The 12,492-nt window shown below is 71.3% G+C and carries 10 protein-coding genes; 5 read left to right on the top strand and 5 right to left on the bottom strand.

Annotated features, from left to right (window positions below):
• Positions 1 to 244 precede the first annotated feature (244 nt).
• Together WME83_RS49745 and WME83_RS49740 are read left to right on the top strand one after the other, a co-directional pair.
• Complete coding sequence (locus WME83_RS49745) at positions 245 to 721, top strand: hypothetical protein (RefSeq protein ID WP_437316732.1); 477 nt, start codon at positions 245 to 247, stop codon at positions 719 to 721.
• An 82-nt stretch (positions 722 to 803) separates the two neighbouring features.
• Positions 804 to 1,283, top strand: a complete 480-nt coding sequence (locus WME83_RS49740) for a hemerythrin domain-containing protein (RefSeq protein ID WP_437316731.1) — start codon at positions 804 to 806, stop codon at positions 1,281 to 1,283.
• Positions 1,284 to 1,723: 440 nt separating this feature from the next.
• On the opposite strand, the gene WME83_RS49735 is transcribed toward WME83_RS49740, so the two are convergent.
• The 4 genes from WME83_RS49735 to WME83_RS49720 form a co-directional block, all read right to left on the bottom strand.
• Positions 1,724 to 2,008, bottom strand: a complete 285-nt coding sequence (locus WME83_RS49735) for a hypothetical protein (protein WP_437316730.1) — start codon at positions 2,006 to 2,008, stop codon at positions 1,724 to 1,726.
• Positions 2,009 to 2,023: 15 nt separating this feature from the next.
• Positions 2,024 to 2,239, bottom strand: a complete 216-nt coding sequence (locus WME83_RS49730; protein WP_437316729.1) for a hypothetical protein — start codon at positions 2,237 to 2,239, stop codon at positions 2,024 to 2,026.
• 46 nt (positions 2,240 to 2,285) lie between these two features.
• Positions 2,286 to 2,840 (bottom strand): hypothetical protein, encoded by a 555-nt coding sequence (locus WME83_RS49725; RefSeq protein WP_437316728.1) that lies wholly within the window; start codon positions 2,838 to 2,840, stop codon positions 2,286 to 2,288.
• Between the two features lie 459 nt (positions 2,841 to 3,299).
• The gene (locus WME83_RS49720) at positions 3,300 to 3,464 is read right to left on the bottom strand and encodes a DUF1328 domain-containing protein (protein WP_437316727.1); all 165 of its coding nucleotides are present in this window, start codon (positions 3,462 to 3,464) and stop codon (positions 3,300 to 3,302) included.
• A 547-nt stretch (positions 3,465 to 4,011) separates the two neighbouring features.
• On the opposite strand from WME83_RS49720, the gene WME83_RS49715 reads away from it, so the two are divergent.
• The 3 genes from WME83_RS49715 to WME83_RS49705 all read left to right on the top strand — a co-directional run bounded on the left by WME83_RS49715 (position 4,012) and on the right by WME83_RS49705 (position 9,223).
• The gene (locus WME83_RS49715; protein WP_437316726.1) at positions 4,012 to 6,858 is read left to right on the top strand and encodes a PAS domain-containing hybrid sensor histidine kinase/response regulator; all 2,847 of its coding nucleotides are present in this window, start codon (positions 4,012 to 4,014) and stop codon (positions 6,856 to 6,858) included.
• Positions 6,859 to 7,172: 314 nt separating this feature from the next.
• Entirely contained in the window at positions 7,173 to 7,589 is a 417-nt protein-coding gene (locus WME83_RS49710; protein ID WP_437316725.1) for a response regulator, read from the top strand.
• Positions 7,586 to 9,223 carry an ATP-binding protein gene (locus tag WME83_RS49705; protein ID WP_437316724.1) on the top strand — a complete coding sequence of 546 codons (1,638 nt, stop codon included), beginning with the start codon at positions 7,586 to 7,588 and terminating at the stop codon, positions 9,221 to 9,223. Before WME83_RS49710 ends, WME83_RS49705 begins: the two co-directional genes overlap by 4 nt.
• Before the next feature lie 32 nt (positions 9,224 to 9,255).
• Here WME83_RS49705 and WME83_RS49700 read toward each other — a convergent pair whose 3' ends face one another.
• Positions 9,256 to 12,492: an efflux RND transporter permease subunit gene (locus tag WME83_RS49700; protein ID WP_437316723.1), complete on the bottom strand. Its 3,237-nt coding sequence runs from the start codon at positions 12,490 to 12,492 to the stop codon at positions 9,256 to 9,258.

Genomic DNA, 12,492 nt, shown 5'->3' with positions numbered 1-12,492 from the left:
GGAATTCGCGGTTTGTTGCGATGCGTCTCCGTCCGCGGATCGAGATTGCGCGATTTGCGCTTCGTTTTTCGCGATCCTGCGGCGGCCGGCGTCGGCCTGAGCACTCGACCTCGCTCGATCTGTCGAGTCCGTCCGAGTTGGCGGCGAGAGGCGAAATTCCACATCTCAGATCACATCTGGCGCCCCGGACATGCTCACGTCCGGAATAAGACGACTCGGCACGAGAGTTGCTTGAATATGCCCCATGAAGAAGAGGGGGCGGATGGGCGAGCGTCGAGAGGAGACGTGCCTGTTGATTGCTGAGCCCGGCGCGCCCTGGACCGAGTGCGCCGCCTGGCTGAGCACCCGGACGCGCGACATCCACACGGTGATTCAGCTGCCGAGCGAGCATGCTTCGACGTTCCAGTCGCGCTTGCAGGAGAAGCTCCGGCTCCTCGGCGAGGTGAGCACGGCCGTGTTCGTCGCGGCGTCGTCCGCGAACAAGCTCATGGTCCGGTCCTCGCTCGTGCGCGCCGTGCTCGGCGCGCTCCCTGGCGTGAGGCGCGTCGTGCTCTGCCCCGGCTCGGACCCGCTGGCCCCTGCGGCCCGCGAGCTGGCGGGCCTGTCGCTGACGATGCGCGAGCTGATCGGCAGGAGCGGCGCCGTCACCTTCTCGCTCGAGGGCCCGAGGGGCGAGCCGCTGCGCGGCCTCGCGCACCTCTCGGCCGCCGCCGCTGCCTGAAAGGCCCTGGCGCGAGGGCGACAAGATCCCTGTTTCACGTCCATCGACAACACGCACCGTTCGGTGTCCGGGAGGAGAATGCATGAAAGCGACACAGCTCTTGAAGGGGCAGCACCGCGAAGCCGAGAGGCTGTTCGATCTGGCGGCCTCGGGCGTCGGCGATGTCCGGCGGGTGACGGACGAGCTCACGAAGCACCTGCTCGCCCACATGCTCGCCGAGCAGGTGGTGCTCTTCCCGGAGCTGCTCGCGATCGAGCCGGATCTCATCGGCGGGGCCTGCGAGGAGCACACGGTCGCGCGGTTCGAGATCCGGCGCGTCGTCAACACGGCGCCAGAGGACCCGAGCTTCAGGGCCAGGCTATCCACCCTGAGGGAGCTCGTCATGCACCACGCCGACGAGGAGGAGCGGGAGCTCTTGCCGCGGATCGAGGCGGAGCTGAGCGAGGAGGCGAACGAGCGGCTGGGCCAGCAGATGCTGGAGCTGTTCGACGCGCTCATCGCCCATTCCCGCCGCTCCCACGGCCAGAGCCACGCGCCGGCGCGCACCGCCACGGCGGCCTGACGGCGGCGGCCCTCCCGCCGCGCTCCTCCTCCTCAACGCTCGTTCATTGCCCAGGCGGTCACCGGCGCTCGACTCGAGCTGCCAGGGCCTGCGCGCGTGTCGACCGGCCATGGCCTACGAGGCCGAACGGGGTGAAACCCCGAGAAAACGAACCACAGAGGCACAGAGGACACAGAGGAAGAGAGAAGAGAGAGCTCGGAATCTCTTCTCCATCCCTCTGTGTCCTCTGTGCCTCTGTGGTTCCAATCTCTTCATTCTCGGGCGTCTCGAGCTGATCGGTGCTCTCGGGGCGCTGGCCCGGAGTCGGCGCCTCGGGGCACGGCATACGGCGGCGGCCGCGGCGACCGGAGACGTCTCCGGCGGCCATCGCCGCATGCCGCGCCCCGAGCCGTGGAGCCCGGGGCCCTCGTGGATCGCCAGGGGGATGAGGGCCGGTGGGCTCACGGGGTGGGCGCCGGCGCGTCGCCGGGGCCGGTCGGGCCGCCGTGCCCGGGCCCGTAGCCGTGCGACTCTCCGTAGCCGAGATCCTCGGGGACCATCTTGTCCGCCGCGGCCTTCGGCTCCGGCGGGGCGGCGCTCGGCGCGGCGTCCGAGGCGAGCTCGTAGACGCCGCGCTCGAGCTCCATCTCTTCGAGGGCCGAGCCGCAGGCCCGGCAGGGCGTGGCCGCCGTCGATACGAAGATGTACCGGCGACCGCAGGATTTGCAGCGGAGCTCGCGGATCATCGCACGCTCGCCGGGTCAGCTCGGTCGACCGCGCCGGGTCGCCTCCTGGGCTTCGCGCAGCGCGTCGCCTTCGGGGCCGTCCAGCGCCTCGGCCGCCTCCTCCGCGTGCTGCTCGATCTTGCCGTCCTTCACCGACCTCTGCACGCCCTCGCGGTAGCGCCGATCGGCCGTGTGGTTGCCCTCGCCTTCGATGTCCGCCGACTGGGGCTGCTGAGCCTTCTGGTTCTCCATCGTGTCCTCCTCTTGTCGAGCTTGCTGGGCAGGGCCGCGGGGCGCGTCAGACGCGCCGCCTCGCCTCCTGGATGGCGCGATCCAGCTCTTCCACGCGCTGGTCGACGCCCTTCTTCACTTGTTCGAGGTTCGTGCTCGTGGCCGCGTCAAGGTCGCGCAGGCTCCTGCGGACCGCCTCCGACTTGTCCTGGAGGTCCTTCACCATCCTGTCGACCTCGGCCTTGGACAGCTTCTTCTCGGCCTTGGCGCGGAGCTCGGCGACGTCCTTTTCGAGGTCCTCGACCTTGCGCGTCGCGGAGGCGCGCACGTCATCGCGCGCCTTCAGGAGCTCCGCCTGGGCCTCCACGGTCTTTTCCTGGGCCTCCAGGGCAGCGTTGTTGAGCTTCTCCGCGGCCTCCCGGAGCGCGTTGTCGGTCTCCTTCTCGGCCCGCTGGTCGATCTCGGCGACCTTCTTGTCGAGCTCGGTGGCGACCTCCGCCGCCTTCTGCTCCGCCTCGCGCTGCGCGCGCTCGGCCTTGGCTTGCGCGTCTGTGGGGGACTCGCAGCCCGCGACGACGCTCATGACGATGGCGATAGGAAGGAATGTACGGACGGTCAGCATGATGATCTCCTCCGGTCTGCCGCTTGGCCCGACCTTGCGCCCGGGCGAGAGCCCGGCACGACGCGAAAAGCCCCATCGAAGCTGCCCGGGATCGTTCCTCTCGGCGTGCTGGATGGGTTCCTCCACCCGTCATTGCGACGGGCGTGCCACGCAGAACCGCGGAGACCGCCCGGCCCGGCGAGACATATCGCCCCGATCGTGGCCGCCAGGCACGTGCAAGCAGGCATCGCGGGCACAAAGCGCGACAAGCCACAACGCATCGCGTCATCACGCCGCGCGGACGGCGTGTGCGCAGCGCTGGAGTGCGCGGCAAACGAAGGCATGGAGTTGGGGGGTTCGCAGGAGAGAGGAGGAGAGGGCACGCGCGCGGCGGGTGGGCGCGGGCGCCGGGCTCGACGGGCCGCGTGGGCTCGTGTGAGACAGGAGCCCACGCGGCGCTCGAGGGCAGCGTGCAGGGCGTCAGACCCGGACGCGGCGGCCGAACGCGAGGGAGACCACCGCCAGGACGAGAAAGATCACGAAGAGCAGCTTCGCCACCGAGGCGGCGCTCGCGGCGATGCCGCCGAAGCCGAAGATGGCGGCGATGATGGCGACGATAAAGAACGCAACACTCCAACTGAGCATGATAACCTCCTGATCGGGTGAATTGGTGTTCCAGCGTCTCGAACCAGCGTTGTTGCAGCCGCCGTGCCGCGACGTCCCATGTTGACCCGCGTGTCGATCAAGACGGTTGATCCTCCCGGCGCCCCACAGCCCGCTTCACCGGCGGTCGCACCGCCCGGGCGGACGCAGGCGCTGCGGCAAATTGTCTCGTTCGTGACGTCGTGCGCCGCACATCGCCGCGAACACCGGCCGTCCGAGCTCGGCACAGCGCTTGCCCGCGCCTGGGCCTGTGCGCGCGCGAGGGAAGGCGAGCTCGGCTCAACACCCGTGTCGAGGGCGACCTCGGCGGAGGACGACAGACGGCTGTCCCGTGAAGGGGGCGGTCGCCGACCCGACGCCGCGCGGGCTGCGCTGGCGGGGCGCCTTGTGGCGCTCGGCAAGCTCGCCGAATATGTCGTGCTCGACGCCACCCGCGGCCCAGGTCGTCCCGGGCCGCTCCCCGCTCGCTGCCCGGGCCCCTGACGGCGATGGCTGCCGGGACGGCGCCGACGCCGCGAACGACCCGATCATGACGACCCCGCTCTCCACGCTCATCAGGACCCGCCGCGAGGCCATCATCGAGCGGTTCGTCGGCGAGCTGCGCAGGCGAAGCTCGGTGGCGCGAGACATGCCGAAGCCGCTGATCATCAACTCGTTACCGACCTTCCTCGACGAGGTGGCCGCCAGCCTGGAGAAGGGCGCTCCCACGCACGGCAGCGACGAGGCCGCGCGCGAGCACGGCGAGGCGCGCTGGGAGAACGGGTTCGACCTCGACGTGATGGTCCGCGAGTACAGCGTCCTCCGGCGCTCCATCCTCCGCGAGCTCCACGAGGCGGGGATCACGCCGAGCCTGAGCGACCTCGAGGCGCTCTCCGAGCGCGTGGACGCGGGGATCGCCAAGGCGGTCAGCGAGCACACCCGGCTCCAGCTGGCCGCGCTGGAGACCGAGCGCAAGCGCACCGAGCTCGAGCGGGGCAGGAGCGGCTCGCTGCTCGCCCAGGCGCCGGCGCCGATCTGCCTCCTCAAGGGCGAGGGGCTGGTGTTCGATCTCGCCAACCCGATGTTCTGCCAGATGGTCGGCCGCGACGGTCTGCTCGGCAGGGCGCTCGTCGACGCCGTCCCGGAGCTCCGCGGGCAGCCGCTGCACGCGCAGCTCGAGGCCGTCATGGCGAGCGGCAAGCCGAGCGTGGCGAACGAGCTCCCGGTGCGGATCATGCACTGGACCGGGGAGCTCGTGGAGCGGCTCTACAACGTCCTGTGCAAGCCGATCCACGACGTGAGCGGCGCCGTCGAGGGCGTCATGGTGACGGCGTTCGAGGTGACCGAGCAGATCGGCGCGCGCCGCAAGGCGGAGCGCCTCGCGCTCGAGCTCCAGCAGAGCGTGGCCCAGCGCCTGCGCGCGGAGCAGGCGCTCCGCGTGAACGAGGAGCGCTTCCGCAAGGCGCTCCGCGGGTCGCCGGTCATGGTGTTCAACCAGGACCGGGACCTCCGCTACACGTGGATGCACAACGCCTTCGGCAAGTCGGAGCGCGAGGTGCTCGGGAAGACCGACGCGGAGGTGCTGGAGGACCCGGACGCCGCGAGGGCGCTCGACCGGGTGAAGCGCGAGGTGCTCTCCAGCGGGGTCGGCCAGCGGCGCGAGATCGCCCTGCACTCGGGCGGGCGCACGCAGCACCTCGACATCTCGATCGAGCCGCTGGCCGACGACGCGGGCGAGATCGTCGGCATCACCTGCACGGCGACGGACATCACCGAGCGGAAGGCGATCGAGCAGGCGCTGCGCGCGAGCGAGGCGAGGTTCCGCACGGTGCAGGAGGCGTCGCCCGACGGGTTCATGATCCTGCGCAGCGTGCGCGACGCGTCCGGGGCCATCGCCGATTTCGAGTGGGTCTACGTGAACCCGGCCACCGGGCCGCTCGTCGGCGGCCGCGGCAAGGATCTCGAGGGCAAGCGGCTGCTCGTGGAGATGCCGGGCAGCTCGCTCGCGAGCGCCTTCGACACGTACGCGAAGGTCGTCGAGGCCGGCGAGGCCGCCCGGGTCGAGCTCTCCAGCGCGCACGACGGCGCGCCGCAGACGTTCCGCGCCATCGCGGTCGCGCTGGGCGACGGGGTCGGCATCTCGTTCCACGACATCACCGAGCAGAAGCGCTCCGAGGACGAGCGCGCCCAGCTCCTCGAGCAGGAGCAGCGGGCGCGCCTGCACGCCGAGCAGCTGAACAAGCTCAAGGACGAGTTCCTCGCGACGGTGTCGCACGAGCTCAGGACGCCGCTCCAGTCGATCCTGGGCTGGGCGCGGATCCTCCGGACGGGCGAGGTGGACGCCGAGTCGCTCGAGCGGGGGCTCTCCACGATCGAGCGCAACGCGAAGGCGCAGTCGCAGCTCATCGAGGACGTGCTCGACGCCTCGACGATCATCGCGGGCAAGCTGCAGCTCCGCTCCGATCCGGTCGACGTGCGGCAGGTGCTCTCCGCGGCGCTCGATCTCGTGCGCCCGGCGGCGCTGGCGAAGGGCGTCACGGTCAACGCGTGGGTCGTCGAGGACGTGGGCATCTTCCTCGGCGACGCCGATCGGCTCCAGCAGATCGTGTGGAACCTGCTCACGAACGCCGTGAAGTTCACGCCCTCGGGCGGGCAGGTGCGGGCCTTCGCCCGGCGCGTCGAAACCATGCTCGAGGTCGAGGTGGAGGACAACGGCGAGGGGATCCCGAAGAGCTTCCTGCCGTACCTGTTCGAGCGGTTCCGGCAGGCGGACGGCGGGATGACCCGGGCGCACGGGGGCCTCGGCCTCGGCCTGGCCATCGTGCGGCACCTGGCGGAGGCGCAAGGCGGCACCGTGAACGCGGAGAGCGACGGCGAGGGCAAGGGCGCGCGCTTCCGGGTGCGGCTGCCGATCCGCGCCGAGCCGCACTCGGCGCCGCCGTCGCCGCAGCGCCGGAGCAGCGACGCGCCGAAGGGCGCCGCGCGCCGCTTGCTCGAGGGCATCCGGGTGCTCGTGGTGGACGACGAGACCGACGCGCGCGAGCTGCTCGGCATCATCTTCGGGCGCGCCGGCGCCACGGTGAGCGAGGCGGCCTCGGCCGGCGCGGCGCTCGAGGCGCTCCGCGCGGGCGAGTTCGACGTGCTCGTGAGCGACATCGGCATGCCGGGCGAGGACGGCTACGCGATGATGCGGCGGCTGCGCGCGATGGGGGCCGAGGTCCCGGCGAGCGGGATCCCGGCGCTCGCGCTCACCGCGTACACGCGCGTGGAGGACCGCCGCCAGGCGATCGCCGCCGGCTTCCAGATGCACCTGGCCAAGCCCATCGAGCCGAACAGCCTGGTGACGGCGGTGGCGCACCTCGTCGGCCGCGCGGGCAACCGCGGCAGCTGGCCGTAGCCCCCGAGGGCCGCGCCCCGCGCCCCGGCGCGGCGACCGTGGGCCTCGAGCGCGGACGCGGCGAGGGCGAGCGCACCGGCTTGGCGCGGGCGGCCGTCGTGGGGCACCCGGGCTTACCTTGCCACCGATCGCCTCTTCCCGGCGCCGCGGGCTCACGTTAACTTCAGCCGCGCGAAGCAGGCCGGTTGCGGTGTCTCCGTGATCCGGAAACGAGTGAGCCGGCCTCCAGCTCCGCCGCCATCGCCCTGCCCACGTGCAGCGTTGCTCTCGTATGCTATCGACGGGCCAGCGTTTTGCCCTCAGCGAGGACGAGGATGGACGGTAAAATCCTGAATATTATCCTGGTAGAGGACGACACCGTCGACGTGATGAACGTCCGCAGGGCGTTCGATAGGGGCAAGATCACGAACCCGCTCTGGGTCGCGGGTGATGGCGTCGAGGGGCTCGATCTGCTGCGCGGCAGCCAGGTGCCCAGGGACCGGCGCCTCGTCCTGCTGGACCTGAATATGCCCAGGATGAACGGCATCGAGTTTCTGCGGGAGCTCCGGTCCGACGCCTCGCTGAGGGCGACGCCTGTCGTCGTGCTGACCACCTCGAACGACGATCGAGACAAGGTGGACGCGTACGACCTGAACGTCGCCGGCTACCTGCTCAAGCCCGTGACTTTCATGAGCTTCGTGGAGCTGATGACGGCACTGAACCGGTACTGGACGCTCGTGGAGATGCCTTGAGCCACAGGTCGGTTCGTCTTCTCGTCGTCGACGACGACACGGTCGATCGGATCGCGATCCTGCGCGCGCTGCGCAGCGGCCGCGTCGACGCCGAGATCAGGGAGGCCGATTCCGTCGATTCGGCGCTCGCGGTGCTGTACGAGCAGCAGATCGACTGCGTGCTGCTCGATTTCTACCTGCCCGGGGGCGACGGGCTCACGGTGATCGAGGCGGCGCGCAAGGCGAAGCTCACGGCGCCGTTCATCATGCTGACCGGGCAGGGCGACGAGTCGCTGGCGGTCGATCTGATGAAGCGGGGGGCGGCGGACTACGTGCCGAAGAACCTGCTGACGCCCGAGCGGCTGGTGCAGAGCCTGCGCTACGTGCTCCGGCTGCACGAGGCGGAGCGCCGCGAGGACGAGGCGCGCCGCGCGCTCTCGCGCCACGCGAACCAGCTCGCGCAGCTCACCGAGGCGACGCTGCGCATCCACCGGTCGCTCTCGCTGAACGAGCTCATCCAGCGCACCACCGACGAGGCGCGCGCGCTGCTCGACGCGAACGTGGCGGTCGCGCGGCTGGCCGCGCGGGGCGTGGCGCAGCGGTCGATGACCGGCATCTCGCTGTCCGAGGAGTACGCCGCGCGGGAGGATCGCGACAGCATCCGCGAGGTCGCGTTCGGCCTCATCGAGCGGAGGAGCACGAGCGTCCGGCTGACGGGCGACGAGATCGCGGGCGATCCCACGTGCGCCGACGTGCTGTCGCGCGCGCCTTCGGAGCTGCACCCGCGCTCGCTCGTCGCGGCGCCGCTGCGCGGCCGGGACGGCCAGAGCATCGGGAGCATCCTGCTGCTCGACCGGCGCGACGGGCCGTTCGTCGAGAGCGACGAGGTGCTGCTCACGCAGCTCGCGCAGTCGGCGTCCGTCGCCCTCGAGAACGCGCGGCTCTACAACGAGGCGCAGGCCGCGACGCGCGCCCGGGACGACCTCCTGGCGATCGTGTCGCACGACCTCCGGAACCCGCTCAACACGATCGCGATCACGGCGTCGCTCCTGCGGAGCGATCTGCTCCAGCGGAAGGACGGCGAGGAGGACGACGCCGTCCAGCTCGTCGACCGGATGGACCGCGGGATCCAGCGCATGACGCGGCTCATCGAGGACCTGCTCGACGCGTCGCGCATCGAGGCGGGGCGGCTCGTGGTGTCGCCGCGGGTGGAGCGCGGCGGGGCGCTCGTGCGCGAGGCGCTCGAGGCCGCCGCGTCGCTCGCCGAGGCCAAGGGCTGCCGGGTGACGCAGGGGCCGCTCGACGCGGGCCTGGAGGTCCTCGCCGACCGGGATCGCGTGCTGCAGGTGTTCTCGAACCTGCTCGGCAACGCGCTGAAGTTCACGCCGAAGGGCGGCGTCGTGAGCGTGTCGCTCTGCCGGATCGCCGGTCTCGCGCGCTTCTCCGTGGCCGACACGGGCCCGGGCATCCCGCCCGAGCACCAGCCGCACCTCTTCGACCGCTACTGGAAGGCCGCGCAGGAGTCGCGCACCGGCGCGGGGCTCGGCCTGTACATCGCGCGCGGCATCATCGAGGCGCACCACGGGACCGTGGCCGTCGAGAGCACCCCGGGCCACGGGACGACGATCCACTTCTCGCTGCCGCTGGCGAGCTGAGCGCCCGTCGCCGCGCGACGGGCGCGATGCCCTCAAGCGGCTGAGCTCGCTCCGGGATCCTCCGGCGCTTCGCGGGCGGCGGGCGCTTCCTCGCGGTGCGTCAGCCGGTAGAGGACCGGCAGGACGAGCAGCGTGAGCGTGGTGGAGGAGAGGATCCCGCCGATGACGACCGTCGCGAGCGGGCGCTGCACCTCGGCGCCGGTGCCGGTGGCGAGCGCCATCGGGACGAAGCCGAGCGCCGCGACGAGCGCCGTCATGAGCACGGGGCGGAGCCGCGCGATCGAGCCGTGGAGCACGGCGTCGTCGAGCCCCTCGCCGCGCTGCTGCAGGTTCTCGATGAACGTCACCATCACGAGCCCGTTCAGCACGGCGACCCCGGAGAGCGCGATGAAGCCCACGGCCGCCGAGATCGAGATCGGGAGCCCGCGGCCCCACAGCGCGAAGATGCCGCCGGTCAGCGCGAGCGGGACGCCGGTGAAGATCAGGGCGGCGTTCCCGAGCGTCCCGACGGAGAGGAAGAGCAGGGCGAAGATCAGCCCGAGCGCCAGCGGGACCACGACGGAGAGGCGCCGCTGGGCGGCGAGCATGTTCTCGAACTGGCCGCCCCAGGACATCCAGTAGCCCGGCGGGAGCTTGATCGCGGCGTCGATCCGCTCCTCGGCGTCGGCGACGAAGCCGCCGAGGTCGCGCCCGCGCACGTTGCACTGGACGACGACGCGGCGCTTGCCGCTCTCCCGGCTGACCTGGTTCGGGCCGTCTTCCAGGCGGAGGTCGGCCACCGCGCCGAGCGGCACGAACGCCGCGCGGTCGGGCGGCCGAGCCGCCGCGGCCACGGTCGGGCCGCTCGGCCCGGCCGCGTGCTCCTGCGCGCCCCGGAGCGGGATCGGGAGCCGCTCGAGGGCCGCGACGTCGCGGCGGATGGCGTCGGGGAGCCGCAGCACGAGGTCGAAGCGCTTGTCGCCCTCGAAGACCTCGCCGGCGCTCACGCCGCCGATCGCGGCCTCGACGACCTCCTGCACGTCGGCGACGTTGAGCCCGTAGCGGGCGACCATGCGCCGATCCACGTCGATGGTCAGCACCGGCAGGCCCGTGACCTGCTCCACCTTCACGTCGGCGGCGCCCGGCGTCGCCCGCAGGAGCGCGCCGATCTTGTTCGCCTGCTCGAGCATGACGCCGAGGTCGTCGCCGAAGACCTTGACCGCGACGTCGCTCCGCACGCCGCTGATGAGCTCGTTGAACCGGAGCTCGATCGGCTGGCTGAACTCGTAATTTTGCCCCGGCAGCTCCCGGATCGCCTCCTCGATCGCCTCGGCGAGCTCCTCCTGCGTGGACGCCTTCTTCCAGGCGCTCCGCGGCCTCAGCATCAGGTAGGTGTCGGAGACGTTCGGGCCCATCGGATCGGTCGCGACCTCGGCCGTGCCGGTGCGGGCGAAGACGTGCTCGATCTCGTCCGGGAAGCGCTCCTTGAGCAGGCGCTCGAGCTTGGCCTGCATCGCCACGCTGGTCGTGAGGCTGATCGAGGGGATGCGCGCGGGCTGGAGCGCGAGCGCCCCCTCGCTCAGCTTGGGCGCGAACTCGCGACCGAGCCCCGCGGCGGCAAGGCCGGAGGCGACGAGGACGACGCCGGCGGCGGCGACGACGAGCGGCCTGTGGGACAGCGCCCAGGCGAGCGCCCGGCCGTAGGCGCTCATCGCCCGGCGGAAGAGGAAGTTCTCCTTCTCCGACACCCTGCCCGTGAGGAACAGCGCGACGAGCGCCGGGACGAACGTCATCGACAGGATCGTCGCCCCCGCGAGCGCCAGGACGACGGTCTGCGCCATGGGCCGGAACATCTTCCCCTCGATGCCCGTGAGCGTGAGGATGGGCAGGTAGACGATGGCGATGATCAGCTCACCGAAGATCGTCGCCTGCCGGACCTCCTGCGACGCGTCGTAGGCGAGGTCGAGCCGCTCTTCCCGGGTGAGCGCGCGGCCGAGCCGGCGCTGCTCCTCGGCGAAGCGCCGCACGCAGTTCTCGACGATGATCACCGAGCCGTCGACGATGAGGCCGAAATCGATGGCGCCGAGGCTCATCAGGTTGCCGCTGATCTTGCCCTCGACCATGCCGGTGACGGCGATCAGCATCGAGAACGGGATGGCGAGCGCGGCGATCAGCGCGGCCCGGAGGTTGCCGAGCAGGAGGAAGAGCACGACGACGACCAGCGCGGCCCCCTCGAGCAGGCTGTTCCGCACGGTGCTCAGGGTGGCGTCGACGAGGTAGGTGCGGTCGTAGACGGTCTTGACCGTGACGCCCTCGGGCAGCGACTTGTTGACCGCCTTGATCTGCTCGTCCACGCGCCTGGACACGGCGCGGCCGTTCTCCCCGACGAGCATGATGGCCGTGCCGATGACCGCCTCCGCGCCGTCCTCGGTCGCGGCGCCCGTGCGCAGCTCCCGGCCGACGCCGACCTCGGCCACGTCCTCGATGCGGATCGGCACCTCGCCGTGGTTGCCGACGATGATGCCCCGGATGTCCTCCTCGCTCTGCACGAGGCCCGTGGCGCGGACCAGGTACTGCTCGCCTTTGTGCTCGATGTACCCGCCGCCCGCGTTGGCGTTGTTGCGGGCGAGCGCCTCGAGCACGTCGCGGAACGAGAGCCCGTAGCCGACGAGCTTCGCCGGGTCCGGCGAGACCTGGTAGAGCCGCTCGTGGCCGCCGATCGAGTTGACCTCGGTGACGCCGGGCACCGTCCGGATCTGGGGCCGCACGATCCAGTCCTGGATCGTGCGCAGATCGGTCAGATCGTACGGCTGGCCGTCGGGCCGCCGGGCGTCCGGCGCGGCCTCGAGCGTCCACATGTAGATCTCGCCGAGGCCGGTGGCGATGGGGCCGAGCTGCGGCTCGCCGAGCCCGGGCGGCAGGCTCTCCTTGGCGGCGCCGAGACGCTCGGCCACGAGCTGCCTCGCCCAGTAGATGTCGGTGCCGTCGTCGAAGATCACCGTCACCTGGGAGAGGCCGTAGCGCGAGAGCGAGCGCACCTGCTGGACGCCCGGGAGCCCGCCCATGGCCCACTCGATGGGGAACGTGACCTGACGCTCGACCTCGACGGGGGAGAGCGCCTTGACCGAGGTGTTGATCTGCACCTGGACGTTGGTGATGTCCGGGACCGCGTCGATGGGCAGGCGCGTGAAGTTGTAGGCCCCGAGCGCGCCGACCGCGATCGTCAGGGCGACGACGAGGAAGCGGTGGCGCACCGAGAACGAGAGGAGCCGCGAGAGCAACGTGAGCAT

Source organism: Sorangium sp. So ce385 (assembly GCF_051474135.1).
GTDB lineage: Bacteria > Myxococcota_A > Polyangia > Polyangiales > Polyangiaceae > Sorangium > Sorangium cellulosum_D.
The sequence above is the reverse complement of the archived record's forward strand: the minus strand, read 5'-3'. Positions and strand labels throughout refer to the sequence as shown.

Coding starts and splice junctions, on each gene's coding strand:
- WME83_RS49710 (WP_437316725.1), top strand. CDS start 7,173: ATGGACGGTAAAATCCTGAATATTATCCTGGTAGAGGACGACACCGTC.
- WME83_RS49720 (WP_437316727.1), bottom strand. CDS start 3,464: ATGCTCAGTTGGAGTGTTGCGTTCTTTATCGTCGCCATCATCGCCGCC.
- WME83_RS49725 (WP_437316728.1), bottom strand. CDS start 2,840: ATGCTGACCGTCCGTACATTCCTTCCTATCGCCATCGTCATGAGCGTC.
- WME83_RS49730 (WP_437316729.1), bottom strand. CDS start 2,239: ATGGAGAACCAGAAGGCTCAGCAGCCCCAGTCGGCGGACATCGAAGGC.
- WME83_RS49715 (WP_437316726.1), top strand. CDS start 4,012: ATGACGACCCCGCTCTCCACGCTCATCAGGACCCGCCGCGAGGCCATC.
- WME83_RS49745 (WP_437316732.1), top strand. CDS start 245: ATGAAGAAGAGGGGGCGGATGGGCGAGCGTCGAGAGGAGACGTGCCTG.
- WME83_RS49735 (WP_437316730.1), bottom strand. CDS start 2,008: ATGATCCGCGAGCTCCGCTGCAAATCCTGCGGTCGCCGGTACATCTTC.
- WME83_RS49740 (WP_437316731.1), top strand. CDS start 804: ATGAAAGCGACACAGCTCTTGAAGGGGCAGCACCGCGAAGCCGAGAGG.
- WME83_RS49700 (WP_437316723.1), bottom strand. CDS start 12,492: ATGCTCACGTTGCTCTCGCGGCTCCTCTCGTTCTCGGTGCGCCACCGC.